Annotated in this window: 21 protein-coding genes and 4 tRNA genes; 13 read left to right on the top strand and 12 right to left on the bottom strand. The window is 39.0% G+C overall.

All coding sequences use genetic code 11. The features are described 5' to 3' along the window. Positions 1 to 64: 64 nt before the first annotated feature. Complete coding sequence (gene recR / locus AC0IWT_RS02480) at positions 65 to 682, bottom strand: recombination mediator RecR (protein ID WP_056870534.1); 618 nt, start codon at positions 680 to 682, stop codon at positions 65 to 67. A gap of 216 nt (positions 683 to 898) precedes the next feature. On the opposite strand from recR, the gene AC0IWT_RS02475 reads away from it, so the two are divergent. From AC0IWT_RS02475 to AC0IWT_RS02465, 3 genes are all read left to right on the top strand, one after another. Next, a complete protein-coding gene (locus tag AC0IWT_RS02475) occupies positions 899 to 2,407 on the top strand; it encodes a sodium:solute symporter (protein ID WP_471795840.1) in 1,509 nt (502 codons plus the stop codon). Positions 2,408 to 2,426: 19 nt separating this feature from the next. Then, complete coding sequence (locus AC0IWT_RS02470; protein WP_056870537.1) at positions 2,427 to 3,134, top strand: LOG family protein; 708 nt, start codon at positions 2,427 to 2,429, stop codon at positions 3,132 to 3,134. Between the two features lie 355 nt (positions 3,135 to 3,489). After that, the gene (locus AC0IWT_RS02465) at positions 3,490 to 3,987 is read left to right on the top strand and encodes a hypothetical protein (protein ID WP_471795839.1); all 498 of its coding nucleotides are present in this window, start codon (positions 3,490 to 3,492) and stop codon (positions 3,985 to 3,987) included. A gap of 79 nt (positions 3,988 to 4,066) precedes the next feature. Here AC0IWT_RS02465 and AC0IWT_RS02460 read toward each other — a convergent pair whose 3' ends face one another. Then, on the bottom strand, positions 4,067 to 4,657 hold the full coding sequence (locus tag AC0IWT_RS02460; RefSeq protein ID WP_471795838.1) for a DUF502 domain-containing protein: 591 nt from the start codon (positions 4,655 to 4,657) through the stop codon (positions 4,067 to 4,069). Positions 4,658 to 4,824: 167 nt separating this feature from the next. Next, positions 4,825 to 7,284 carry a bifunctional UDP-N-acetylmuramoyl-tripeptide:D-alanyl-D-alanine ligase/alanine racemase gene (locus tag AC0IWT_RS02455; protein ID WP_471795837.1) on the bottom strand — a complete coding sequence of 820 codons (2,460 nt, stop codon included), beginning with the start codon at positions 7,282 to 7,284 and terminating at the stop codon, positions 4,825 to 4,827. A 61-nt stretch (positions 7,285 to 7,345) separates the two neighbouring features. On the opposite strand from AC0IWT_RS02455, the gene AC0IWT_RS02450 reads away from it, so the two are divergent. From AC0IWT_RS02450 to AC0IWT_RS02440, 3 genes are all read left to right on the top strand, one after another. Next, positions 7,346 to 7,834, top strand: coding sequence for a regulatory protein RecX (locus AC0IWT_RS02450; protein ID WP_471795836.1), 489 nt, complete (start codon positions 7,346 to 7,348; stop codon positions 7,832 to 7,834). Between the two features lie 92 nt (positions 7,835 to 7,926). Then, positions 7,927 to 7,999 (top strand) — tRNA-Gly (locus tag AC0IWT_RS02445). 49 nt (positions 8,000 to 8,048) lie between these two features. After that, positions 8,049 to 8,132: transfer RNA gene (locus AC0IWT_RS02440), tRNA-Leu, on the top strand. 262 nt (positions 8,133 to 8,394) lie between these two features. On the opposite strand, the gene AC0IWT_RS02435 is transcribed toward AC0IWT_RS02440, so the two are convergent. The 4 genes from AC0IWT_RS02435 to AC0IWT_RS02420 form a co-directional block, all read right to left on the bottom strand. Beyond that, on the bottom strand, positions 8,395 to 10,230 hold the full coding sequence (locus AC0IWT_RS02435) for a sensor histidine kinase (protein ID WP_471795835.1): 1,836 nt from the start codon (positions 10,228 to 10,230) through the stop codon (positions 8,395 to 8,397). Positions 10,231 to 10,301: 71 nt separating this feature from the next. After that, a complete protein-coding gene (locus tag AC0IWT_RS02430) occupies positions 10,302 to 11,042 on the bottom strand; it encodes a LytR/AlgR family response regulator transcription factor (RefSeq protein ID WP_056870544.1) in 741 nt (246 codons plus the stop codon). A gap of 292 nt (positions 11,043 to 11,334) precedes the next feature. Next, positions 11,335 to 12,030: a DUF6630 family protein gene (locus tag AC0IWT_RS02425; RefSeq protein ID WP_471795834.1), complete on the bottom strand. Its 696-nt coding sequence runs from the start codon at positions 12,028 to 12,030 to the stop codon at positions 11,335 to 11,337. 40 nt (positions 12,031 to 12,070) lie between these two features. After that, entirely contained in the window at positions 12,071 to 12,673 is a 603-nt protein-coding gene (locus tag AC0IWT_RS02420) for a hypothetical protein (RefSeq protein WP_471795833.1), read from the bottom strand. 250 nt (positions 12,674 to 12,923) lie between these two features. Between AC0IWT_RS02420 and AC0IWT_RS02415 the strand changes: the two genes are divergently transcribed. After that, entirely contained in the window at positions 12,924 to 13,187 is a 264-nt protein-coding gene (locus tag AC0IWT_RS02415; protein ID WP_471795832.1) for a hypothetical protein, read from the top strand. On the opposite strand, the gene AC0IWT_RS02410 is transcribed toward AC0IWT_RS02415, so the two are convergent. The 5 genes from AC0IWT_RS02410 to glgP form a co-directional block, all read right to left on the bottom strand. Continuing rightward, positions 13,179 to 13,820 carry a hypothetical protein gene (locus AC0IWT_RS02410; RefSeq protein WP_471795831.1) on the bottom strand — a complete coding sequence of 214 codons (642 nt, stop codon included), beginning with the start codon at positions 13,818 to 13,820 and terminating at the stop codon, positions 13,179 to 13,181. The two genes, AC0IWT_RS02415 and AC0IWT_RS02410, sit on opposite strands and share 9 nt — an antisense overlap. Before the next feature lie 29 nt (positions 13,821 to 13,849). Further along, the gene (locus tag AC0IWT_RS02405) at positions 13,850 to 14,629 is read right to left on the bottom strand and encodes a hypothetical protein (protein ID WP_471795830.1); all 780 of its coding nucleotides are present in this window, start codon (positions 14,627 to 14,629) and stop codon (positions 13,850 to 13,852) included. 40 nt (positions 14,630 to 14,669) lie between these two features. Further along, positions 14,670 to 14,900 carry an RDD family protein gene (locus AC0IWT_RS02400; RefSeq protein ID WP_471795829.1) on the bottom strand — a complete coding sequence of 77 codons (231 nt, stop codon included), beginning with the start codon at positions 14,898 to 14,900 and terminating at the stop codon, positions 14,670 to 14,672. Further along, positions 14,798 to 15,232: an RDD family protein gene (locus tag AC0IWT_RS02395; protein ID WP_471795828.1), complete on the bottom strand. Its 435-nt coding sequence runs from the start codon at positions 15,230 to 15,232 to the stop codon at positions 14,798 to 14,800. The genes AC0IWT_RS02400 and AC0IWT_RS02395 overlap by 103 nt, the downstream gene beginning before the upstream one ends. Before the next feature lie 610 nt (positions 15,233 to 15,842). Beyond that, complete coding sequence (gene glgP / locus AC0IWT_RS02390) at positions 15,843 to 17,489, bottom strand: alpha-glucan family phosphorylase (RefSeq protein WP_471795827.1); 1,647 nt, start codon at positions 17,487 to 17,489, stop codon at positions 15,843 to 15,845. Positions 17,490 to 17,714: 225 nt separating this feature from the next. On the opposite strand from glgP, the gene AC0IWT_RS02385 reads away from it, so the two are divergent. The 6 genes from AC0IWT_RS02385 (at position 17,715) to AC0IWT_RS02360 (ending at position 26,106) form a co-directional block, all read left to right on the top strand. After that, a tRNA-Gly gene (locus AC0IWT_RS02385) sits at positions 17,715 to 17,790 on the top strand. Positions 17,791 to 17,857: 67 nt separating this feature from the next. Further along, positions 17,858 to 17,941: transfer RNA gene (locus AC0IWT_RS02380), tRNA-Leu, on the top strand. A gap of 204 nt (positions 17,942 to 18,145) precedes the next feature. After that, complete coding sequence (locus tag AC0IWT_RS02375; RefSeq protein ID WP_471795826.1) at positions 18,146 to 20,734, top strand: PAS domain S-box protein; 2,589 nt, start codon at positions 18,146 to 18,148, stop codon at positions 20,732 to 20,734. Positions 20,735 to 20,818: 84 nt separating this feature from the next. Further along, entirely contained in the window at positions 20,819 to 21,244 is a 426-nt protein-coding gene (locus AC0IWT_RS02370) for an SRPBCC family protein (RefSeq protein WP_471795825.1), read from the top strand. Between the two features lie 176 nt (positions 21,245 to 21,420). Then, positions 21,421 to 22,809 (top strand): TolC family protein, encoded by a 1,389-nt coding sequence (locus AC0IWT_RS02365; RefSeq protein ID WP_471795824.1) that lies wholly within the window; start codon positions 21,421 to 21,423, stop codon positions 22,807 to 22,809. 12 nt (positions 22,810 to 22,821) lie between these two features. Further along, positions 22,822 to 26,106, top strand: coding sequence for an efflux RND transporter permease subunit (locus tag AC0IWT_RS02360; RefSeq protein WP_471795823.1), 3,285 nt, complete (start codon positions 22,822 to 22,824; stop codon positions 26,104 to 26,106). Positions 26,107 to 26,117: the final 11 nt, after the last annotated feature.

Here is a 26,117-nt window from a genome sequence, read left to right as displayed (position 1 = left end):
TTTTGGTTAAAGACTGGCACCAAAGGCGAGCTCTGGCTATTTAACAAACCGGCTCTATAAATTATTATTTCATCATCGCGTTTTCGTACGGTACGCGGGTAATAATAGAACGGCCAAGCGTTATCTCATCTGTGTATTCCAGTTCGCCACCAAAAGCAATTCCCCTGGCAATTGTTGTAATCGGAATGTTAAACTCTTTTAATCTTTTATAAAGGTAAAACAGTGTGGTATCGCCCTCCATATTAGGACTAAGCGCCAATATCACTTCTTTAACATCGCCTGCAGAAACGCGTTGAACTAAGCCATCGATGTATAAATCTGCAGGACCGACACCATCCATAGGCGAGATTAAGCCCCCAAGAACATGGTAAACACCAAAATATTGACCTGTATTTTCAATCGCCATAACATCGCGGGTATCTTCAACCACACAAATCGTCTCTCTATCTCGCTTGTGCGAAGTACAGATTTCACAAATGGTGTGATCGGAAATGTTATAGCAAATGCTGCAGTTTTTTATTTGCTGCTTAAGCTTAATTAACGTATTGCCGAACTGATTCACCTCTTCCTGTTCCTTATTTAAAAGATGTAAAACCAGTCGTAAAGCTGTTTTCTGCCCAACACCCGGTAATTTCGAAAATTCGTTTACCGCATCTTCCAGCAGTTTGGATGAAAAATTCATATATGCAAAAATATACTAAAAGTTTGATTCGAAAAATTGTTTGATTGTTATATTATGATATTGCTAAACGACTGCATTTCTCAATGGAAAAGACTAATTAACTACGTTGCCGAGCATATATTAAACTGGCTATTTATCTATCGAGCAATTTTACAATTCTCTAAACCCTTGACTTTAAATCGTAATTTCTTACATTTAGCACCTTAAAACAAAACTATGTCGCCAACCATTCTCTTGTGCTTTTTAATCGGTTACTTCCTGGTACTGATAATTATCTCATTTGTAACGTCAAAAAACTCTTCTGATAACAACTCTTTTTTCGTTGCCAACAGGAATTCGAAATGGTACTTAGTGGCCTTTGGAATGATTGGAACAGCACTTTCAGGTGTAACATTTATTTCCGTTCCCGGCGAAGTTGGTGCCCCGGCAGGAAACCAGTTTCAGTATTTTCAATTTGTTTTAGGTAATGCCGTTGGTTTTCTAATTATTTGCACAGTGCTGCTGCCTCTGTATTACAGGATGAATCTAACATCCATTTATAGTTATATTGAACAGCGTTTGGGCCATTACAGTTACAAAACCGCAGCATCAATATTTCTATTAAGTCGCACACTTGGCTCGGCAACCAGGCTTTATTTGGTAGTAATTGTTCTACAGCGTTTTATCTTCGATAATTATGGCATTCCCTTCTGGCTAACCGTATTAATATCTTTGGCTTTAATTTGGTCTTACACCTTTAAAGGCGGCTTAAAAACCATCATTATTACTGATACGCTGCAAACGTTTTTTCTGGTTTTATCGGTTTTCTTAACCATCTATTTTATCTGTAGCAGTCTAAATTTTAGTATTCCGCAGGCTTTTGAAACCATCAAAGACAGCAGCTATTCAAAAATATTCTTTTGGGATGATTTCTTAACGAACAAATGGTATTTCAGCAAGCAGTTTATTGGTGGTATTTTTGTAACCATTGCCATGACGGGTTTAGACCAGGATTTAATGCAGAAGAATTTAAGCATGGGCACCATAAAAGAGGCGCAAAAAAACATGTTTACTTTTACTGGTGTGTTTGTAATTTTAAACGTTTTCTTTTTAAGTGTTGGCGCTTTGCTATACATTTTCGCTGCAAAAAACGGCATCGATATTCCATTGGATCACATAACAGGTAAACCGAGAACAGATTTACTTTTTCCTGAAATTGCCCTAAATAATTTAGGTGCCGTGCCTGCTATTATTTTTATGCTGGGCTTAACAGCTGCAACCTTCGCCACTACAGATTCTGCTCTTACGGCGTTAACAACATCCTTTTGTGTAGATTTTTTAGGGATGGCCAAAGCCGATAAACAGAATGATGGAAGTGCGGTTAAGAAAAGGCATACGGTTCATATTGCATTCTCAATTTTAATGTTCCTGGTTATAATCGTTATTAATGCATTGAATAGTTCATCGGTTGTGAGTTTAATTTTTACCATAGCCTCTTATACCTACGGCCCGCTTTTAGGACTTTATAGTTTTGGACTGTTTGTAAAAAAACGCGGCTTGCATGACAAATTAGTGCCGATAGTTTGCATATTATCGCCTTTTTTATGTTACTTGCTTTCTAGCTCCTCAAAAGAATTATTGGGGGGTTACGTATTTAGTGTAGAACTGATTTTAATAAACGGTTTAATCACATTTATCGGCTTGCTTTTCATCAGCAAAAAAACTGATGCGCAAACCAGGTTTTAATATTTAGTATACAGATTATATGACGAGTGAAGAAAAAATTAGAAGTGCTTTTGAAAATAAAGATTGGCAGGAAATTAAGGTAACGGATTCCTGGCAGATATTTAAAATAATGGCTGAGTTTGTGGATGGTTTTGAGAAACTTGCCAAAATTGGCCCTTGTGTTACGATTTACGGTTCTGCCCGAACGGCACAAACAAACAGATATTACCAACTTGCAGAACAATGTGGCAAACTATTAACTGACCGCGGCTATGGCGTAATTACTGGTGGAGGCCCCGGCATTATGGAAGCTGGTAATAAAGGTGCACATACAAATGGCGGTAAATCGGTTGGCTTAAACATTGAGTTGCCATTTGAGCAATTCCACAACAAATATATAGACCATAACAAGTTGCTCGAGTTCGACTACTTTTTTGTACGCAAGGTGATGTTTATGAAGTATAGTCAGGGTTTTGTGGTTTTACCCGGCGGTTTCGGAACAATGGATGAGCTTTTTGAGGCTTTGACTTTGATTCAGACCGGCAAAATTGCCCGTTTTCCAATCGTATTGCTAGGTAAAGATTACTGGAGCGGATTAATCGATTGGATTAAAGGGACGATGTTGCAGGCAGAACACAACATTCATGAAGAAGATTTAAATCTTTTCCGATTGGTAGATACTGCTGAAGAAGCTGCTGAGCATATTTTTAGATTCTATGATAAGTATGTATTGAAACCGAATTTTTAGATTAGATTGTTTGAAGAGCTATAAGGATTGCGAAAAATTTAGAGCTTAAAGGTCATCCGGCATGTAATCCTTCAAAAATTAATAATTGCTTAAGCGTTTGTTTTACAAACGCTTTTTTTATACCTCATAATTTATATGTAACAAGTTTTAGAAACCGTTATCTAAGTATTAACGTAATTAGAATGGCGAAACTGATCCAGCAAAAAAAGTGCCTTGATACGACGGCAGGATGCTAATTTTGCCAGCTTTAATAAAAAAATTACAACAAAATACCCGCTGAACTTGTTGCTGCTCTCGTACCAAGAATGCTAATCGCGACATCGCATGATTGTTAAATTATAAAAATCCAAAAAATATGGAGCAAACTTTAAATTGGAGAAAAGGCTTATTTGATAGCAATTATCAGGTATTTGGCAACGCATTGCTGAAATTTTCCCTCAATTTTAGTTCGCTTAAAAACTCGGCTATAGCAACAACGCAACAAGGTATCTATCTTTTAAAAAGTGAAGGTTATTCCAATCCTGAAACCAAGATTCTAAACAACAAAAATGAAGTGTTGGCTATTATCCGGTATGACTGGGTAGGTTTTAAAGCTAAAATACTTTTTACCTCTGGCGAAGTATTCGATTGGAGCTTTCAGAATAGCTGGCTAAGCCGGTGGACAATAAATAACCACAAAGACAAGCAAATTATTTATAATTCATCAACTAACAGCGGTCTCATTCACGCAAATATGGACGATGAAATTCTAATTTTTACGGGCCTCTTTATACGCGAATATTACTCAAGGATTTTATATGCTTTGGTAATCCTTTTAATTTTGATGTCGTTTACCAGAAATATTCTGGTTTAGACATGGTATTGATAGTCAATACTTTAGATTATCTAAATTGATTTCTTATTCTATTATCAAGAAGTAACTTCCGGCAATATCACAGTCCACTCACACCACCACTCACAACCAGTTTCATTGCATCGGCGGCACTGATATTCAAATCTTTCACCTTTTCCCTTTTCACGATGCATAACTGGCCGGCAAACGAATAAGACAGTGGAAAGTAGACAGCAACCTCATCAGCCAAATCTATTTTCCGCAAATCATTTTGAGTAAGAAAACCAATCTTTCGCAACCCGCCCTCCACTTCTACAAGCACCGGATGATTAAATTTTTTCTCATCGCCAACGAAAGCCTCAGTCAAATCCTTTATCGAAGAATAGATGAAGTTTAGCAGAGGCAAACGGTGCATCATGCGTTGAAACCAATTGTACATTGGCTCTGTTACCAAATTTGTAACAAAGATTCCGGCGAGTAAAATAATTGTTAAAACAGTAAGCAAGCCTAAGCCAGGAATGTTTCTGCTCTCGCCCGTGCGGGGGTTTACGCCGAGAATGTTGTTAACATTGAGCCAGCTATCAACTGTTGTTACAGCCCAAACCACAATGAAAATACTCACAGCGATAGGCACAACGATTAATAAACCTTTGATAAGATAGTTTAAAATGGCTTTCCCTACTTTGTTCATGCTGCAAACTTATTCAAAAATGTTCAATAGTTCATTAGCCATTGGTGCAATGGCCGGCAACCTTAATAACTTAAAGCTTAATTATTAACCGATATCCTATCAAAAATGACCATATCTGGCGAAAACCTATTGAACCCAATGACTTAATCACAAAAAATAAAGCCAATTTATTCGTAAAAATAGACCCGTTTTACCCTTTGAGATATATTGGTAAGAATTTCGTAAGGGATTGTGTTCACTTGTTTAGCGAGTTCCATAATGTCATGCTCGCGGTTAAAAACAATTGCTTCATCACCCGGCTTAACGTCAACTCCGGAAACATCGAGCATGGTCATATCCATACAAATCGAGCCAATTGTTGCAACTAAATTGCCGTTGATAAGCATTTTACCGATACCATTGCCAAAAGCACGGCTATATCCATCAGCATATCCAATTTTTACAGTAGCAATTTTACCTCCGTTCGGCAGCACGCCTTTCCTGCTGTAACCAACGGTTTCCCCTGCATCGAGGGTTTTAACCTGCGTAACCGTAGTTTTTAACACCATAGTAGTTTGCAAGCCACGATTGTTTGCAAGGGCAGAATCGAAACCATATAAACCGATTCCCAATCGTACCATATCCATTTGCGCATCGGGCCAGCGGCTAATACCCGAAGTATTGGCAATGTGCAGCAAAGGCTTGTAAGTCAAGACAGCGATTAGTTCCGTAGCAATGGCGCTAAATTTATCTATCTGCGCTTGTGTAAAACCATCATGCTCGGCCTCTGCACTGGCAACCAGATGGGAGAAAATACTTTGCACGCTTACACGCTGTGAATCTTTTAGCATAGCTGATAAGTGCTCGACATCTTTTTTATCAAAACCTAAACGATGCATTCCACTATCAATTTTGATGTGTATCGGGTAATCAAAGTCGTAATCTGAAAGTGAATTTAGGAAACTGTTCAATATTTCCAGACTGTAAATTTCGGGCTCGAGGTTGTGTTTAATAATCGCTTCAAAAGCCGACTCTTCCGGGCTCATTACCATAATTGGCAAGGTGATTCCTGCTTTACGTAATGCGATACCTTCATCTGCATAAGCAACCGCCAGGTAATCAACTTTATGAAACTGTAATAAATTGGCGATTTCAAAACTACCGCTTCCGTAAGAAAAGGCTTTTACCATAGCCATAATTTTCACACCGGGTTTAACTTTTGAGCGGTAAAATTGCAGGTTGCCAACCATTGCATTTAAATCGATTTCCAAAACTGTATCATGAACTTTTTGCGTCAAAAGTTTACTGATCCGGCCAAATTCAAATCGTCGTGCACCCTTTACCAGAATGGTTTCATGGCTAAACTGCATGCCAGGAAAGGCTTCTATAAATGCTAGCGTATCTTCAAAAAACTCCGTTTCGACTTGAAAAAGTTCGGCATATCTGGCAATATGAGGTCCAATTCCTATCAATCGGTTTACCTTTTTCTGTGCCAGCAAATCAGCGATTTCTGTGTATAAGTCGAAATCATCCTGACCGGTTTCAAATAATTCGGATAAGATTACGGTTTTCTTGGGATGTTGATTCTGCTGGTTCAGGAAATCCAAAGCAATTGCAAGAGAAGAAATGTCTGCGCTATAAGAATCATCGATAATGGAACACTGGTTAATGCCGGTTTTAAGCTCTAAACGCATACTTACGTGGCTTAATTTCTCCAGGCGCAAATCTGCCTGTTCTGCAGAATATCCAAGAGCCAGCAATGTTGCCCAACAAATCATGCCGTTTTCAATTGATGCCTTATCTTTAAAAGGGAGCATACATTCTATTTCTCTATCCTTGTAAATTGCCCGTAAATAACAATTTCCTTCGATGGGTTCCACAGCAACGATCCGTAAATCGGCAGGCTGCTTACTGCTCCAGCTAAATTTCGTTTTGCCGGGTAAATCTCTAAAACTCACTTCGCCAACATAATCAGGAGAATAAATGAATAGTTCTGTATCCTTAAATAATTTCAACTTCTCTTTCAGTTTTTCTCGCTTCGAACTGAAACCTTCTGCATGTGCCTCGCCAATATTGGTAAAAATGCCAATTTGAGGCTGAATGATATCGGCAAGAATTTCCATCTCATCAACCGCGGAAATTCCGGCCTCAAAAATCCCGAGTGTATTAACTGCTTCAATTTGCCAAACCGAGAGCGCTACGCCAATTTGAGAGTTGTAGCTTTTCGGACTGCGAACAATATTGTAATCAGCTGCCAAAAGTTGGTACAACCATTCTTTAACAATTGTTTTCCCATTGCTACCTGTAATTCCTATCGTTTTTAGGTCGAAATGACTTCGGTGTGCTATTGCCAGTTTTTGTAACGCAGACAGCGCATTGGCAACAACAATAAAATTGCAATCCGAATATTCTTGCACATACTTTTCTTTCGTAATTACAAAATTTCTAATGTCTTTATTATAAGCGTCTCTAATGAATTCATGTCCATCGCGGTGCGAAGACAAGGCAAAAAACAACGAATTCCCGGGAACCGCAACCGAACGGCTATCAATTATAAGGTATTGGATAATTGCCTGTGTATCAATTATTCTGGCATCAGCATTTAATATTTCAGCAATTTTGGAAATTGTATAACTTGGGTCGTTCATGTTATTAAATTCAGAAAAATACAGTTATCGTTCTTATTTTTACGAATTTCAGTAAATAATTATGAAAACTGGTAAACAAGAAGGTATAATATTAGACAAAAAACAGGCACTCGCCAAGGCCGAAAGTTTTTGCGTTTACCAGGAACGTTCGCAAAAGGAAGTTCGCTATAAATTGGTAGAATGGGGAATGCGGGGCGATGAACTGGAGGAAATTTTGACTGAATTAATTTTAAACAATTTTTTAAACGAAGAACGGTTTGCCAAAGCGTATGCTTCGGGGAAATTTAACATCAAAAAATGGGGAAGAATAAAAATTAAACAAGGCTTAAAGTTGAAGGGGGTTCCTGATAAACTTTTACAAAAAGCACTTTACAGTTTGGACGATGATGATTACATGCGAACTTTGGAAAATTTAGCGGTAAAAAAAGCAAACACCTTAGGGGAATCAAACGCGATAAAACGAAAAATGAAGCTAATGACCTATCTCCAGGGAAGAGGATTTGAAAATGATTTGATTTTACTTGCACTGAAAGCCAGCAATTTAAACTAAATATTAAATTTTTAATAAAAAATCTCTTGACAGAAATATAAATCTGTCTATATTTGCATCACCAAAACGAAACGGGATACTGTTTTGTAAATGCGAAAGTAGCTCAGTTGGTAGAGCACGACCTTGCCAAGGTCGGGGTCGCGAGTTCGAATCTCGTCTTTCGCTCTAAATGCTTTCCTACCAGAAAGCATTTATTTTAAAAGGCTAATCACCTGCTCGGGTGGTGGAACTGGTAGACACGCAGGACTTAAAATCCTGTGCTTTCAAAGGCGTGCGGGTTCGATTCCCGCCCCGAGTACTTCAAAAAAATAATCGAATTAAAGCCATCTTCGCAGATGGCTTTTTTATTTGGAAACTGGTTCAGCAATAACATGTTTCGCCCTATTTTGAGATTTAACCGGCACTAGAAAGCCTGCAAGAAACGGTACTCGAAGCTAAAAAGATAAGCTAAATCACCAAAGATTTATTTAAATGCTTGACAACAAACTGAAACACGTTAATTTAAAATACTGATAATTAGTCCATAAAAAATTTCTACACTATTGGGCTGGTTGGAATGTTTAAGGTACCAACGTTCCGCCGTTGCGATTTTTAGCATAAGTAACACCTGCATTTTGATTACGCTCCTTCCCTAGCAATTGCAACCTTTCTTCACAAATAATACTCGAAAGTGAATGATGGCTTTGCACCTTATTTTCGCTTAGGAATTGCCCGCTGTCCGTAATTTCAACCTTTAAAATTTGGTCTGTCAAAACAAAATTCACCTGAATGAAACCATTATTTTGGCTTAAGTTTATGCCGTGCAAAATTGAATTTTCTACGAAAGGCTGTACCAGCATGGGCGGCAACATTATGGCATCTAAATCTTCATTTGGAGTTTGCAAGGAAAACTGAAATGCATTATTGTATCGCATCTGTTGTAAACTGAGGTAGTTTTCCAAGGTTTCAATTTCGTCGCTTAAAGGCACTAATTTTTCGCGGCTTAACTCCAGGCTGCTCCGTAATAAGCGACTGAATTGGTGCAGGTATTTAATGGCTTTATCTTTCTCTTCCAGGCGAATGAAACTCTGCAAGGCAGAGAGCGTATTGAAAATGAAATGCGGCTCCATTTGCGTTCGCAGTAATTGCTGTTGCAATTGTACTTTTTCTTTTTCTTGTTTAAGTTTATGTTGTTTGTAAATGCTGTAGTACAGGATGATGAAAATAAGCAACAACAAAACAATTAAAGCGGTGATGAGCAAAACAAGTCGGTTTCGCTCGAGTTTTAAGTTATTTAGCTTGATATCTTTATTGAGCGTACTAATAGATTTATCTTTGACCTGTATTTGGTAAAGTGCATTCATTTCCGCAAGCGCCTGTGTGTTTTCACGCCCAAAATTTTCCTTTTGAAGTTTGATTGCCTCGTTGGCCGCGTCAAGCGCTTTGCCCTTTTGTCCGACAGCAGCATAATAGTCTGAGCGTGCTTGATATCCTCTTATTAAGTCTTCGTATTTTAAAAATCTGCTGCTTTGCTTAAGCAAATCATCTGTTTTCTTCTTGTAAACAGCTGCCCTGGCAAAGTCCTTCAACCTGGTGTAATTTATAAGAATGTTAACGTAAGAAATATAAAGGTTGCTCATCGATGTTTCGTCCAATCTATTTTCATCATACATCTTTTCATCAACCTTCGTGTTGAGCAAAGCATATTTCAAAACACTATCAGCGTTTTTATGCTTATCGAAATAGAACAATTCACAATCGTACAAAAACCTGGGGTTAAAATCGTCAGGATAGGTGGCCTGCAATCTTTCTAGTTTTTTAAGGTATCCTTCAACATCTTTATCGGGCAAATTGGATTTGTAAATATCGATTATCAACTGCACCAATACTCGCTGTTGATTGACCGAGTTTGGCGGTAATTTCGGCATCAGCTTTAAGGCAGCTAAATCCATTTTGTACGCGAGACTGTATTGCTGCAAATTTTTATTGCTTTGCGATGCAGACAATAACATGATTGCTTTCGACATATCACTCAGTTTCACTGTACTATCTGCGAGTACGATAATCGCAGCTTTGTTATAGTAGTAGTTTGCCTGATGTTCGAGCGTTTCGCTGTAGGCAAGGTTGCCCATACCCGTGTAAATTCGGGCTTTTACAGCCAAAAAATCCCTGCCCTGCTCTACCAGCTCTAGTCCTTGTTGCAAGTAAAATTTCGAGCTATCAACATTTTTCTGAGCATACATTCTGCCCAGGTTATATTTTACACTGGCGTTTAAATTGGTATCTGCCAACACTACTGCATCTCTATTAAATACTTTCCAGGCATTTAAAATACTATCGGCATTATTTGGATAGGTTGGTTTTGTCGCGAGTTCATCAATTGCCTTGTTGTAAGCAAGTAATTTATCGCTTTCCAATTTCGATAATCGCTGCTTGCAAGAACAGACAAAAAGAAACATACAACTGAAGAGTAGTATTCGAAAATTCATTAAGGAGCAGATAAAGCATTCAGAACATAGTTCCTTCTGCGGGAGGAAACAGGAATTTCTTCATCGTTTTTCAGTACCAGATACTCCGATTTAGAAATTTTATTTATATAGTTTTTATTTACCAAATACGATTGATGGGTGCGCAAAAAAAAGGGTGATCCCAATATTTCCTGATAATGTTTTAAAGGTTTTGAAACCAAGAGATTTTTTCCATTTTCCAGGTAGAAAAAAGTGTAAGGACCGTCGCCCTTACAATAAATAATATCTTTTACTAAAATAATATGGGTTTGACTGATGGTGTGCAGCACAATATTTTGGGGTAAATTTTCCTCAATAATAGATTGTTGGGCAATCGCCAGGCGCTCGTTCCAGTAACGATTCTTATCTCTCTTTTTTCGATATCGTTCCAGGGCATCGCTAAGTTCATCAGCATCAACAGGCTTTAAAAGGTAATCGAGCGCACCAAATTTTATTGCCTTTATGGCAAATTGATTGTAAGCAGTTATAAAAATAATGTTTTCAGGAATGTCTTTCAACCCATTTAAAATATCGAAAGCAGTACCATCGATGAGTTGAATATCCATGAGAATGATATCGGGTTTTTGCAGGTCGATGAGTTTGATAGCGTCCTTAACGTTGGTGCTGTACCCAACAATTTTAACATCAGGCGCTCTTTCCAGTAACCAGGTTATCTCTTTTCTGATGGCTACTTCATCTTCGATAATGGCAATTGTTAGCATTGATTAATGAAAATGATAAGGCATTTAACAGCTGCATATTGCTGCACACGCTCTTTGTTCCTATGAAATATTGTCTCTTGTAAAACCTTACTTTATTAAATTAGCAGGCCGGGCTTTTTTTAAAATGCTTTTTTATGCTCCAAATTTAGCCGGGGAACTTTCTAGTGCTTGGTAAATTTTGCAACCATAATGCAAAAACCGGGCAAAACTAAAAGCCTGACAAAAACCAAACAGCCGGGATCATAAAACGGAAGCTTAGATTTGGCCGATGAAATAGCCGCCAGACGCCAATTTATTTTTCGAAATAGTTATAACCGATAAGATTTATGAGTTTTGCAACCTCATCCCTATCCAACACTTTATGCACAAAAAACACGTATTCGTCAGACTGCGTATCTATAAAACCCATCTGCATTCCGTGTTCATTTAAGCATTTGTTGTAAGTTCCAAATACGTCTTCAAGAAATAAGGTTGTGTTTCCGCCTATTTCTTTTGGGAAATCAACTTTTAACCCATTATAGTTTTTGTTCAATATATCGTCGAGAATCAGGATTAAGTCTCCAACTTCCTGTTTCCAGTCTAATCGTTCTATAAAACCTAAACTTTTCTCCGTCGAGCAGTCAATTACATAATTTAGTGTTGTGCCATAATTGTAATTCCCTTGATAGTCGGTTAAATTTTCAAAAAAAGGCATTAATTTTTGCTGAGTTTGTGTTGGGCAACAGTGTTTAACCAGTTCGATATAAGACCTTCTTTGTATTTCAAAATCTGGCATGTTGATGACGCGTTTTTCTTCAAATGGCATTTCGGTTGTTTTTTTCTTTTCGAATAACCACCCGATAAGCTCAGTGATATCCCGCTTAACCCAAATCCAAAAAATGAGCATGCCAATTCCCCATATATAAAAGGTGAATGGAAGACAAATAATTTGATAAATGGTTACCAAAATTATGGCTATTAAAATTGCGTTGTAGATTACTTTCTTCATTGTTTGCAGTTAGTATAATTTCTGGTGGTTGTCGTTCAAATCAATATTCCAGTCGCGAACTAATGCAGTAGTAATATCGATCTTTGATTTTATATACTGCGTTCGGCGTATCGTCATCATCATTTTCAATTTTAAATACTTCCATGGCTTTGGTACTATAAATAATATAATGCTTAAAAAGCGTGCAACAAGCATCACTATCCTTTTTATTACTTCGCATGTAGTAATCGCCAGCAGAAGAGGTAAAGGTGATGGTTATATCTTTGCCTTCTATCTGCAATCCATGCTCTACCACCGTATTAAAGCGTAGTTTTAATGTATCTGAAAGCTGGTTCAGGCTATCGATAATGCTGTATTTCCTGTGTTTAAAGCTTTTGAAATCACTGTAGTCCTTGTCTTCATACTTTTCCGGATGTTTTATTTCATCTTTTATCCTGTTGTTGTTTTTAATAATCAGTTCTACAATTTGCAGGTAACCTGCAATTTTATCGGTTTCGGCTTTTATAGGAACTAAGTCGCCCTCATAGCCATTGTGGTTTGAGCGGCAGTTTACAAAAAATGGGAAAACTGCCAACATGCATACTATTGTTAAGAAATGTGCTCTAGTTGGTTTCTCTTTTCCTTGGGTTGAATACGTTTCCATCTCAGTCTCGTTCAAATTAATGAAGTGCGCAGCTTTAATGTCGATTCGCTTGGCAACGGGTTTGGCATTAGATGTTCTTGCTGCTTCATGTGCGCATAAAGTGTATAACTTACAGCACCAAGCTTAAAACCTTTAACTTTTTTTCGATTCGGCAAACGCAACATTGCAAAAGAAAACGGAACTTAAGATTAAAATGGGTTTTAGCCTGGTGTGCATGTTTTGTAATAAATCGCAAATAAACCTCTTCAAGTTGAAAAAGGCATTCTCAATTACAATTCGCTGGCTTCCATTTACGATTCGTAGCAAAATGCCTCATTTTCTAAACCTGATAGCAGTGAAAATCTTTTTTATTGGCCAGAAGCATGTGCCTTTTAATTGGCACAATATTACTGTTAACGGCAAAACTTACCGAAAGCACAAAAAAATTGTAACGGATAGCAGGGCTTATGGAACCGATGAAATGGCAAACCCTCGTTTTCCAAAACCTGAAGACTTTGCTTTATTTTTAATTTAAAAAGTCATCTGCCTTTATTGGCGCAAATTCCTTTTTATCTTCATTCCAGAGGTAGGCTTTGTAATAAACCTGTTTATCGTCATGATTTTCTTTACAAACCCCGGAAACGAACAGCCTGCTCGAACTTTTACAAAGCACCGCATCTTCTGCAAAAAGGCAGGAGTTTTCTTCACCTAGTGGTAAATCGTAAATTTTACCATCTCTAATGTCAACCATGAAACCCATAACGCAGCTAGCCCCGCAGCCAAACGTGGATAGCACATAATGGCCTGCAAAACTCACCTCGGTGGTTTTGTAGGATTCGGTAATGCGGGTTTTAAAATCCCGGGCACCGGGATAACTCGACCAATCTATTGGAGCTGGCGTAATGTGCGACTTAGAAATATCGGTGTGGAACTTTTCAAAGTTGATGCTATCGCTATAGTTAATCTCTTTTTCTTCTGTTGCTGCACTGCTTGTTTGACTTGTATCTACAGGCTGAGCTACCGGTACCGGCATTACAATGGTGCTATCGGCATTGCTCGTCTTAATGGCATTCGCAACCGAATCTTTCGGGGTTTCATTTTTGTTCGACTTGTTGTTACACGCCAATGCAAACAAAATCATAATCAAGCCAAAGAATATTTTTTTCATATCAGTTTGCTGAGGTTTCTGCTTCGAATTTAGTAATAAAAATATTGCTTCGAATTTGGAATTTTTAGCTCCACTTTGCCCGCAATAAAACCATCCATTTTCGGAATCGCCTTGAAGGGGTATTTAAAGTTCTTTGTCGATTTTGGAAATTGAGGCGTCCCATCGTCGCAGTCTTCTCCGTCGTAATCTATATGTACATTCTTTGTAGAAAAATTGATGTCGTATGTGTGGTCGAAGCCGCAGTTGTAACGGTCGTTATAAGTGGAGCCGATTAAAAACCAATCGCTGTTTTGATAGCGAAAAACATTTCGAAACATGCTTGTGTGGCGGGAATTGTGCCAGTATGTTTGCTCCACAATTAATGTGTTATTTTTAATTTTTAGCGCAAGCGTTACGCCATTTTCGAAACAAAAACCACAATCGCTACTGTTCCACAACACCGAATTATTTTGTTTCCAAAGCTTTAATGATCCGTTAATGGTTTTGCAGATGTAAAGGACTCTTTTAAAACCAGTGCTGTCTTTTTTAGTAGAATTGTAAGCAAATGCAACTTCTTCTACGCCATCTTTGTCCAAATCGCCATGAGTTTCTAGTACTTTTTTAAACCCGGCTGGCGCTTTAAAATCAGTTAACGTCTGGCCGGAAGTTTTTGCGGCAAACACAATCAGGATTATACTTAGTAAAACTCTAAAATTCGATGTAAAAAAAACGTTTGCGCCCATTATTTGGTGTTTTTGTTCGTCGTTCATAATCAAGGTTATTCGTCCGCTCAAATCATCATAAGCTGTAGTGAAGCCAACCTCCAACATACCAACCGAGTTAATTAATTGCCTTGCCTCCTATTCAGAGTTATTTTTCTACAACAATTGTACCCGCCACAAAATCGTGACAACCTTTATGTTTGTCGTTAAAAAGAAGCACAACATTTATTAACGGAATCGCTTTAACAAAACCTCTCAATAAATAACGAACTGCGGTTATGGGCTTTTCGTCATCATCCGAAACGGTTTGTATGGCCAGAAGTTTTTTGCCAATGGTACCTTTGAAAACAACTCCATTATAAAAAAGTAAATCACCCAAACCGGAAAAAACACCAGGTAAAACTTACTATGAAACAAATCAGGCAAATACTTAACCACAAAGGCAAGTGGAAAATTTAAAATGATTAAAAAAATCATATCAATGATGTATGCGCCTAACCGTTTGCCAACAGCGGCAAGTGGTTTCGATAAGCTGTCAATATCAGCAGTTGAAGAAGTATATGTATTGCCTAAAAAGCTGGCATTGGGCACATAAGCAGTTTTACAAAATGTACATTCCAAAGTGTCTCCAACATTATTTAGTGGTATCAGTGGGATAAAAAACACCGAAAAATATTTTTTATTCTGTTTTAACAAGTAAGTTCTTTCCATATTGCACCGCGGACAAACGAACGTGCCTGACCTTAATGTTTTTCCGATAACCTTAGTTCCAAAAATGACTAACATAAAATATTTATTTCAGTGTAAAATCTTGCTTTCATAGCGCTTTTATTTTTTATTCCCGCTCCGAGCAATTGTTCAATGCAACGTTAATATCATAAAATTCTCTTAATTGAAACTTCACATCAACCGCACAAAAAATTCAAATTATAAATTTTTTCCTTTTTTTTTGCGCTTAATTACAATTCGTAGCCTTCCGGTTATTATTCGCAAGGTTTTATAAACATTTACTGATATTATTTTTCGTAGCGCAACGGCAGTTCTATAACTTCCGTAGGTTCCCGTGTTCCGCTAAACGCTTCGGGTTTCATTCTTCAACCCTGCAGGGTATCGCTTCACCCCGGGGCTATTGGAAAAAACCACATAGATTTAATGGCTGACCGCAAAGACCAATTCGCAAGAAAGGGAAATAAAAAAATGCTAATTCAGACGTTCAATGTCTTTGCGTATACTGCAGCCCATTAGCTTTTTGTTATCCGAATGGATAAGCAAAAGGTGGAAACCTGTTCCACCTTTGCGATTGTTTTAAAGAATTGATAGTTTACACATACATTTTTTCGTAGTACTCTTTAGCCATTCTGGCTGATTCAAATGCTGGCACAACATCCTTAAAAGCTTTTAGAACCATTTCGTTCCATTTTTCAGGGTTGTTGTAATAAGTTGTTAAAACTTTTGTTTCGATAACATCCATCAGGTTTTCATTTTCCTGAGCGTCCGTGTCGTGTTCTGCCAAACCTTTAGCTGCAGGTTCAATAATGAAACAGTTTTCATCATCAAGGGCAAATTCAGGTATCCACCCATCAGGAATTGAAAGATTTACTGATGCGTTTATTGCGGCTGTCATGCCACTCGTTCCCGACGCTTCTCGGTACATTTTCGGATTATTCAACCAAACATCCGATCCTTTTTTCAGCAAGGCAGATAAACCAAGTTCGTAGCCTACAAGCACCGCACAATTTGCCAGCGATTTTGTTTTCACGATTATCTCATTAAAAATTTCATTGGCTTTTGTATCTTCAGGGTATGGCTTTCCGGCCCAGATTACCTGTACAGGCATTTCGGTATTGCCCATTAATTTTAAAAAGCGTTCCCAATTAAACATTAACAAGTCTGCTCGTTTGTAGGCAGCAAATCGTCTCGCCCATACAATCGTTAAAACGTTTTCATCAAATATTTTCCCGGTTTGATTTGCAACTTCTCTAAAAAGCTGCTTTTTCAGTTCTTTTTTTCGTGTTTTTATTCCAGCGCCATCTTTGGCCTTGAATTTCTCATCCAGAACAGAATCCTGCCAGTATTTGTAGTTTTGAGCGTTCGTGATGGAGGTAATTTCGCAAATACCAGCATAACTACCCCACATTTCTCTTGCCACTTCGCCATGAAGCTTAGAAACACCGTTAGCTTTTTTCGAGCACTTCAACGCAGCCAGCGTATAGTTAAATTTATCACCCTCTAAACCAAGAATAAACTTAACTTCATGATCTTGCAGGTGATAAAAGAAAGACATATCCTTCAAGAGTTTGTAATCATGCTCTTCGTTACCAGCAAGTTCGGGCGTATGGGTTGTGAAAATAACGCGTTTTTTAATTTCCTCAAGACTTTTAAACTTCGAATACAGGTAAAAATTTAGTGGTACCGCGTGTCCTTCATTCATGTGGTAAAAATCCGGATTAATGTTTAGCTCATCGAGAAGCATGCCGCCGCCGATACCAAGAATTATTGATTGTGCAACCCGCGTTGCTTCGTTCGGGTCATATAATCTATGGGTAATGCTTTTGCTCACTTCATCGTTTTCTTCTAAGTCGGTACTCAATAAAAAGAGAGGTGCCGAACCGAAAGTTTCTGGTTGTAGCAAATATGCTTTTACTTTTACCATAGCGCTATGAACTGGCACTGAAAATACAATGCCGGTATCTTTCAAGAAAGAATAATCTTTTTGTATAAAAGTGGGCACCATTTTACCATCCTTATCTTTAACCTGGTCGTAATAGCCATATTTCCATAAAATGCCAATTCCAAGCAAGTTTTGTTTAAGTTCGAAGGCGCTTCTGAGGTGAGAACCTGACAAAAAACCGAGTCCGCCACTGTAAATTTTTAGCGATTGATCTATCGCGAATTCCATTGAAAAATAGGCAACTGATTTATTAAATTGTTGTTCGGGCGTATATCCGAAGATTTCGGCTTGGGTCATATTGCGATAATTAAGGTTTAAATAAACAAGACTTTAGAACAGCATAAGCGTTACAAAGTTTTCAAAAGTTATTGTTATAAACATACGATTTACATTTTTAATAATGTTGGTAGCTACATTAAGTTTCCATACGCAGTTTTCGTAATTATTTCAAATTATTTTTGAAACAAAACTAAATTTTCTATATTTGCAACCCCAAAGGGAATACAGCGATTGTATTATTACGCGAAAGTAGCTCAGTTGGTAGAGCACGACCTTGCCAAGGTCGGGGTCGCGAGTTCGAATCTCGTCTTTCGCTCCAGATGCCTTCCTACCAGAAGGCATTTATTTTACACATTAACTAAGCCTTTTTTTAAGACTTAATTAATGCTCGGGTGGTGGAACTGGTAGACACGCAGGACTTAAAATCCTGTGCTTTCAAAGGCGTGCGGGTTCGATTCCCGCCCCGAGTACTTCAAAAAAGCATAATAAGCCTTCATTTCTGAAGGCTTTTGTTTTATACCGCAATTTATGATGAAAGATTTGATTGGACAGAACGTTAATCGTACACGAAACAACTTCGCACAACTAAAATGTTTAAAGCAAATAATTGCTGATCAGAAAACAAAAAATTAAGCTAGCTTGTTATATTCGTTTAAAAAACTTCAAACGCCTGAATGAATTTTCTAAAGTCGCCATTATTTAAAGCCCTTTTTAATGATAATGTTCCAAGAATAATCCTTCATACCGATATTCCCGATTTTACAATTGCCGCCTATAACGACACTTTCAAAACGACCACACATCTCAATCATCGCAATGTTATTGGCGAATCTGTTTGGACGGCATTTCCTAAGAACGAAAAAAATGATGGCCCTGATATCCTAATGAATGGCTTGACGAAGGCCATAGAAACAGGTCAGAAAATTGAACTCCCACCGCTTCGTTACGATATCCAATCAGAGGATGCTACAGTTATGGAAGAAAGTTGGTGGCAGGTTGAAATTGAGCCAATTAAAGATGAAGATGGCAAAAGGCAATCACTCCATGTCATCACCCAGAACATCACAGATCAGGTACAAAAAAATAAAGAGTTTGATAATTATATCGAACGTGAACAGCTTTTAAACAGAAAGCTTTCTGAAACCCATGAAGAGCTCGCAGCATCTAACGAAGAGCTTCAGGCTAATTTAGAGGATCTACGATCTACTAATGAAGCCCTGGCAGGTTCGAGAAAGGAACTTCAAAGCTTAAATTTAGATCTCGAACGAAGAATTGACGAACGGACGAAGGATTTAGAGGCCAGTAAAATTCTTCTCCAAAATATAATTGCGACGGCAAATATTGCCATGACGTTGCTTAAGGGTACCGAACTGATTATCGAACTGCCTAACCCGAAAATGCTACAAATCTGGCAGCGGGATTTAACCAGTGTTAACGGAAAAAAACTGACCGACGTTTTTCCGGAACTACAAAACCAGCAGTTTCCGCAATTATTAGCTGATGTTTTTAGCACTGGCAAAAGGGTGGCAATGCCGCAGGTTTCTGTGGAGATTGTACTTCCCACAGGCGAATTGAAACTGATATATGTAGACTTCTCTTACGATCCGATTTTTGGTAATGATGGCGAAGTTGAGTACATTTTAGCCTCTGTTATCGATATAACCGATCAGGTTGAGAATTTGAAACGCCTGGAGGAAAGCCAGGCCGAATTGCAGGCAACAACCGAAGAACTTGCCGCATCAAACGAAGAATTATCTGCCACTAATGAAGAGTTGGCAACAACAAATGAAGAGTTGCAGGAGGCTCAGGAAAGTTTATTCATTAAAAATGAAGAGCTTGCGGAAACAGAAGAAAGTTTACGTTTGGCGCTAGACTCGGGCAACCTCGGAATTTATAACGTTGTGCCAGGTAGTGGTAAGTTCGATATCTCCAATAAAGCAAGAGAATTTTATGGCTTGCCTTTAAGTGGAGAAATTTCATGGGCGGACGTCACGGCTACCGTTGTGCCAGAATATTTGCAGATTATAGAAAGGGCCAGACTTAAAGCACTGGCCACCCAAAAACCGTTTGACGTTCAATACCCAATCATTCAACCTAATACAAATAAAACAAAATGGATTAGAGTTGTTGGCAAAAGTGTAGGCGAAACCAAACTTAGGCCTGCCCGTTTTTTAGGCGTTATAATGGACATTACTGAAGAGGTTGAACACCGCCTGGTTTTGGAAGAGAGTGAAGACCGTTTCCGCACTATGGCCGAAGCAACAGATGTTTTTATAGCCGTTGGCGATGTTACAGGGAATGCGATTTACTTTAACAACGCGTGGACCCGCTTAACCGGACGCGTAATGGATGAGTTGCGGGAGTTTGGTTGGTCGGATCTTATTCATCCGGAAGATAAAGACAGATATGTTAATATTTATCTATCTGCATTTGATAAGCAGGAGCCATTTACCGGAGAATTTAGAATCCTTGGCAAAGACGGCGAGTATACCTGGCTGCTGGCGAAAGGAACACCGCGTTTCCACGCAGATGGAACTTTTACAGGCTATATCAGTTCGAGCTTCGACATTACCGAACTTAAGAAAGACGAACTCCGTAAAAACGATTTCATTGGCATGGTTAGTCATGAATTAAAAACACCACTAACCGCAATTAGTGGCTTTATACAGGTTTTACAAGCCAGAGCCAAAAAGAACGAAGATACTTATACGCTGCATGCCCTAAATCGTGCTTACAACCAGGTGAAGAAAATGACAACGATGATAAACGGCTTCTTAAACGTTTCCCGTTTGGAATCGGGGAAATTACAGATCGAAAAAACCGATTTTCAACTAGATGAGCTGCTGCAGGAGCTGATAGATGAAAGCGATCTTGTTCAATTCTCGCACGAGCTTGTGCTAAACATAGCCGAAGCGATAACCGTTAAGGCAGATCGGGATAAGATTGGGAGCGTAATATCTAATTTGTTAAGCAATGCTGTAAAATATTCTTCTGCAGGCACTAAAATAGATATTGAGTGCCATCTAAAAAATGGTAATGCATTTGTAAGTGTTACAGATTATGGAATTGGAATAGATTCGGAAGATTTAAACAAACTATTCGACAGATATTATCGTGTGGGGAAAAACCATACGGTTTCCGGCTTTGGCATAGGCCTTTATCTCAGCGCCGAGATTATTGCCAGACACGACGGAATTATTGGTGTTGAAAGTGAAGTACGTAAAGGCTCTACCTTCTACTTTGAAATTCCTGTAGCCGGTTAGTTTCAATTGCCCTTAAATTTGTCCCGTTTCCCCTTTTTGAATTCTAAAATCTTAAAATATCTTTATTGAAAAAATAAATGAGATATGGCAACAGAAAACCTAACACCAATAACCATAGAAGCAGCAATAAATGCACCTGTAGAAAAGGTGTGGGAATATTGGAACAACCCTGAACACATAAAAAACTGGGCATTCGCATCTCCGGAATGGCATGCGCCAAATGCGGCAAATGACCTGCGGGTGGGTGGAAATTTTTCAACAACAATGGCCGCACGCGATGGCAGCATGAGTTTTGAATTCGGTGGAACATATACAACGGTTGAAGAACATAAATTAATTCAGTATGTATTGGCTGATGGAAGGCAAGTAAAAATTGTTTTTGAAGCGGATGGCGAGCAAACGCGGATTGCCGAAACCTTTGATCCTGAGACTACGAACCCCCTGGAAATGCAGCGTGGTGGTTGGCAGGCAATGCTGGATAACTTTAAGAAATTAGCTGAAGATAACTAGCTAATTTTAATATCGAACGAAAATCCCCTGAGAAATCAGGGGATTTTTTATTATGAATGCATTTCACCGATATTAAGTAACAATTACAATATTATTTGATTTGCATAACAATTGATTTGCTTTAAATACTTCGATATTGCAATCATAATTTACATTTGCGGTGTAAAATTCACACTATGCCTCGAAAGTTCATTCCTTACTTTGGTTTATTATTGATATTCTTGAATGCATACAACGTTAATGCCCAGGTTTTAACACTAAAAGAAGCGCTTGCCACGGCTTTAGCAAATTATGGCACCATCAAAGCAAAGAATAATTATGCAAACGCATCAAATTCTATTATTAAACAAACCAGACGAGAATATTTACCAAACTTTACCATAAGTGCCCAGCAAGATTATGGAACAATTAACGGGCAAAATGGTCCGCAATATGGTTTGGGAGGATTGGGGACAGCCTCCTCAGGACCTGCGCTGGAAAAACAAAACTGGAATGCCGCTTTTGGCGCCTTGTACCTTGCAAACATAAACTGGGATTTCTTTACTTTTGGGCGGATTAGACAACGTATTCAGGTTGCGGATGCAGTTTTTCAGCGGGATAAAAGTGACTTGGAACAAGAAAAATTTCAGCACGAAATCAGGGTCACCGCAGCCTACCTCAATTTGCTTGCTTCTCAACGTTTAACAAAATCGCAGGAAAAAAATTTATCAAGGGCACTCACCTTTCAAAATATTGCAATTATAAGGGCGAAGAATGGCTTAATCGCCGGCGTAGATTCCTCGTTCGCAAAAGCAGAGGTTTCGAGTGCAAAGATTGCATTAACCCGGGCTAAAGACGTTGAGCAGGAACAGGCAAACCGGTTGGGCGTTTTGATGGGTGCAACTGCAACTAATTATGTAATCGATACCGCTGCAATAACGAAAATACCCGCCAACCTACTTTCAGGTAATATTGATACAAATCACCCTGTACTTAAATTTTATCAAAATAGAATCGATGTTAGCAACCGGCAGGTAGATTATTTCAAAAAATTATATTATCCGGTATTCTCGTTTTTCGGGGTAATGCAGGGTCGAGGGTCTGGTTTCAGTTCTAACTATCTTTTAAATCAAACAGCATATTCAACAAGCTACTTTGATGGCATAAATCCATCCCGTGCAAACTATTTGATTGGAATAGGAATGACCTGGAATTTGACAACGCTACTTAGAAATCATCCGCAGGTTAGGGCGCAGCAATTTACAAGTGAAGCACTAAAGGATGAGTACGACCTTGCAGACCAGCAATTAAAGGCGCAACTTGCCTTGGCCGAGTCTAAGTTATCGAATGCGTTAGATAACTACAGAGAAGCGCCCATCCAGGTTAAAGCCGCATCAGATGCTTATTTACAAAAGAATGTGCTTTATAAAAACGGCCTTACCAACCTTGTCGATTTAGCGCAGACACTTTTTGCGCTTAACCGGGCCGAAACCGATAGAGACATTGCCTACACAAATGTTTGGCAGGCACTGCTCCTGAAATCTGCCGCTTTAGGAAATTTCGAATTATTTATCAACGAGTTTTAACCAGCCACTACAATGAACCTAATACGTTTCGCATTACGCAAACCAATTTCAATACTTGTTTTAGTAGCAGGCTTGTTTTTCTTCGGTATTGGCGCAATCAACCAAATCAAAGTTGACATTCTGCCTCAGATGAATTTGCCGGTTATCTACATTGCCCACCCTTTCGGTGGCTACACGCCAAACCAAATGGAGGCTTATTTCGGCAAGCAATACGTTAATATCTTGTTGTTCGCCAATGGTATAAAAAGTATCGAAACCAAAAACACACAAGGTTTAATGCTGATGAAACTGACTTATTATGAAGGCACGAATATGGCGCAAGCCGCTGCAGAACTAAGTGCGCTATCCACAAGGGCACAGGCAATTTTTCCGCCCGGTTCGCAGCCTCCATTCGTGATCCGGTTTGATGCTTCTTCACTTCCTGTTGGTCAGCTTGTTTTAAGCAGCCCTACCCGTACAAACAACGAATTACAGGATTTAGCCAACACGTACATCAGGCCCGGTTTCTCTGCAATTCCGGGATTGCTCTCACCTGCCCCATTTGGTGGCAGCCCCAGAACCATCGAAATCAACGTTAATCCTTCACTTCTACGTTCGCACAACCTAACTGTAGATCAGGTTGTTGAAGCCATTCGGTTAAACAATCAAACAGCACCGTCAGGTAACATCAGAATCGGCGATAAAAACTACATCACACCAACGAACTACACCATAAAAAAGGTTAAGGATTTTGAAAACATACCGTTGTTTAAAGGCGCAGTTCAAAATTTACAGCTTCGCGATGTGGCAACCGTTAAAGACGGTGCCGACTTAGTTGCCGGTTATGCGCTTATAAACGGAAAGCGTTCCGTGTATTTAAGTATCGCAAAATCTGGTGATGCCTCTACCTGGGATGTGGTGAAAAACCTTAAGAAGAACCTACCAAATATCCAGTCTTCACTACCGGAAGATGTAAAACTTTCTTACGAATTTGACCAATCAGTATATGTAATTAACGCGGTAAAGAGTTTGATAAGTGAAGGTGCGATTGGCGCTATTTTAACGGGCCTGATGGTTTTGCTTTTTCTTGGAGATAAACGTGCTGCCCTAATTGTTATTTTAACGATTCCAACCTCGATTATTGCAGGTGTTTTGTTTTTAAAGCTTTTTGGCCAAACCATTAACATAATGACCTTGAGCGGGCTAGCCTTAGCCATCGGGATTTTAGTTGATGAATCTACGGTAACAATTGAGAACATTCACCAGCATTTTGACATGGGAAAACCAAAAGCCCTGGCCATTTGGGATGCCTGTAAAGAAATTGCCTTCCCAAAATTGTTAATTCTATTTTGCATTTTGGCCGTTTTTGCACCGGCATTTACCATGACAGGAATACCCGGCGCTTTGTTTTTGCCGCTGGCGCTGGCAATCGGTTTCTCTATGATTGTTTCTTTCCTGTTGTCTCAAACCTTTGTGCCGATAATGGCAAACTGGCTAATGAAAGCGCATCCGGCAAAAGGAACTCAAAACCACCATGGGATTACCCACGATGAAGCAGACTTTGTAGCGAGCGGACTTTCACTTGAATCTGAACGAGATACCCTCAACCAAAAAAAGATTTTAGCCGACCGTGAAGACTTTGAAAACGATGGTAAAATAGGTTTTTTTGATAAATTCAGAAATCGTTTTATGCGTTTTCTCGACAGTATATTTCCACATCGAAAATCCGTTGTATTAATCTATCTTTTCGCAATTATTGGCTTAGCTGCACTGTTATTATTTAACATTGGGCGAGATGTTTTGCCGAGGGTAAACTCAAGTCAGTTTCAATTAAGGTTACGTGCACCCGATGGAACCCGGCTGGAGCGTACCGAAGAAAAAGCGAATACAGTATTAGCGGAGCTTAAAAAAATGGTTGGCCCTGAACATGTGGGCATTTCATCAGTTTACGTGGGCCAACACCCGGCCCAGTTTTCGGTTAATCCAATATATTTGTTTATGACAGGCCCGCACGAAGCTGTTTTCCAGGTGAGTTTAAAAGATTTTGAAGGCGATATGGATGGTTTCAAAGATGCTTTCAGGACGAAAATTAAAAACGTTTTGCCAGACGTTAAGCTCTCATTTGAGCCAATTGAGTTAACGGACAAGGTTTTGAGCCAGGGTTCGCCAACGCCCGTTGAAGTTCGCATTGCAGGGAAAAACAAAAAATTAAATGAAAAGTACGCGAATAAAATCCTGGCAGAGTTAAAGGAAATACCCTACATGCGTGACGTTCAAATTGCCCAACCCATTAAATATCCATCGTTAAATATTGATATAGACCGGACAAGAGCAGCACAAATCGGCGTAGACATGGCTGATATTTCCCGTTCGCTTATCGCGTCAACATCATCATCGCGTTACACAGATAAAAACATTTGGCTCGACGAAAAGGCAGCATTGCCTTACAGTGTTCAGGTTCAGGTACCATTAAATCAGATGACGACCAGAGACGATATTGGCGAAATTCCACTGTTGAAAAACTCCGCCAGACCTGTTTTAAGTGATGTTGCTAAAATTACTCCCGATACAACTTATGGTGAAAACGACAATGTTGGCGCAATGCCCTTCCTATCGGTAACGGCCAACCTTTACCACACAGATTTAGGAACAGCCTCTAAAGATGTTGAGAAAGCCATAAAAGATGTTGGGGAATTGCCCCGCGGTTTAAATGTTTCGGCCATTGGCTTGAGTAAAGTGCTTACCGAAACACTTGATAGTTTACAATCGGGATTGCTGGTCGCCATCGTGGTGATCTTTTTAATGCTGGCAGCCAATTTCCAGTCTTTCAAAGTCCCTTTAGTTATTTTAGCTACCGTTCCTGCTGTCATTTTAGGCTCCCTATTATTGCTTACTATAACGGGTTCTACGCTTAATCTACAATCTTATATGGGCATTATTATGTCGGTAGGCGTTTCTATTGCTAATGCGGTATTACTAATTACCAATGCCGAACAGTTAAGGAAACACAACGGAAATGCTTTGCAATCTGCAAGGGAGGCGGCAGCCTTGCGGTTAAGGCCAATCATTATGACGAGCATTGCAATGATTGCCGGTATGTTACCAATGGCCATCGGACATGGTGAAGGTGGCGGAGCAGTTTCTCCACTTGGCAGGGCTGTAATTGGTGGCTTACTGGCTTCAACATTTGCAGTTTTGATAATATTGCCATTGGTATTTGCATGGGTTCAGGGCAAACAAACTACCGATTCCATGTCTTTAGATCCTGAAGACAAAGACAGTGTACATTATATAAAAGGTTTAGAAAAAAACGCATAACAGCAAACAAT

It is taken from the genome of Pedobacter sp. AC464, assembly GCF_979253075.1.
Note: the sequence above shows the minus strand (reverse complement) of the source record. Positions and strands in the feature narration are given on the sequence as shown.

Coding starts and splice junctions, on each gene's coding strand:
- AC0IWT_RS02430 (WP_056870544.1), bottom strand. CDS start 11,042: ATGCTAACAATTGCCATTATCGAAGATGAAGTAGCCATCAGAAAAGAG.
- AC0IWT_RS02410 (WP_471795831.1), bottom strand. CDS start 13,820: ATGAAAAAAATATTCTTTGGCTTGATTATGATTTTGTTTGCATTGGCG.
- AC0IWT_RS02460 (WP_471795838.1), bottom strand. CDS start 4,657: ATGAACAAAGTAGGGAAAGCCATTTTAAACTATCTTATCAAAGGTTTA.
- AC0IWT_RS02370 (WP_471795825.1), top strand. CDS start 20,819: ATGGCAACAGAAAACCTAACACCAATAACCATAGAAGCAGCAATAAAT.
- AC0IWT_RS02455 (WP_471795837.1), bottom strand. CDS start 7,284: ATGAACGACCCAAGTTATACAATTTCCAAAATTGCTGAAATATTAAAT.
- AC0IWT_RS02420 (WP_471795833.1), bottom strand. CDS start 12,673: ATGGAAACGTATTCAACCCAAGGAAAAGAGAAACCAACTAGAGCACAT.
- AC0IWT_RS02475 (WP_471795840.1), top strand. CDS start 899: ATGTCGCCAACCATTCTCTTGTGCTTTTTAATCGGTTACTTCCTGGTA.
- AC0IWT_RS02470 (WP_056870537.1), top strand. CDS start 2,427: ATGACGAGTGAAGAAAAAATTAGAAGTGCTTTTGAAAATAAAGATTGG.
- AC0IWT_RS02425 (WP_471795834.1), bottom strand. CDS start 12,030: ATGAAGAAAGTAATCTACAACGCAATTTTAATAGCCATAATTTTGGTA.
- AC0IWT_RS02465 (WP_471795839.1), top strand. CDS start 3,490: ATGGAGCAAACTTTAAATTGGAGAAAAGGCTTATTTGATAGCAATTAT.
- glgP (WP_471795827.1), bottom strand. CDS start 17,489: ATGACCCAAGCCGAAATCTTCGGATATACGCCCGAACAACAATTTAAT.
- AC0IWT_RS02405 (WP_471795830.1), bottom strand. CDS start 14,629: ATGTTGGAGGTTGGCTTCACTACAGCTTATGATGATTTGAGCGGACGA.
- recR (WP_056870534.1), bottom strand. CDS start 682: ATGAATTTTTCATCCAAACTGCTGGAAGATGCGGTAAACGAATTTTCG.
- AC0IWT_RS02450 (WP_471795836.1), top strand. CDS start 7,346: ATGAAAACTGGTAAACAAGAAGGTATAATATTAGACAAAAAACAGGCA.
- AC0IWT_RS02395 (WP_471795828.1), bottom strand. CDS start 15,232: ATGGAAAGAACTTACTTGTTAAAACAGAATAAAAAATATTTTTCGGTG.
- AC0IWT_RS02365 (WP_471795824.1), top strand. CDS start 21,421: ATGCCTCGAAAGTTCATTCCTTACTTTGGTTTATTATTGATATTCTTG.
- AC0IWT_RS02360 (WP_471795823.1), top strand. CDS start 22,822: ATGAACCTAATACGTTTCGCATTACGCAAACCAATTTCAATACTTGTT.
- AC0IWT_RS02375 (WP_471795826.1), top strand. CDS start 18,146: ATGAATTTTCTAAAGTCGCCATTATTTAAAGCCCTTTTTAATGATAAT.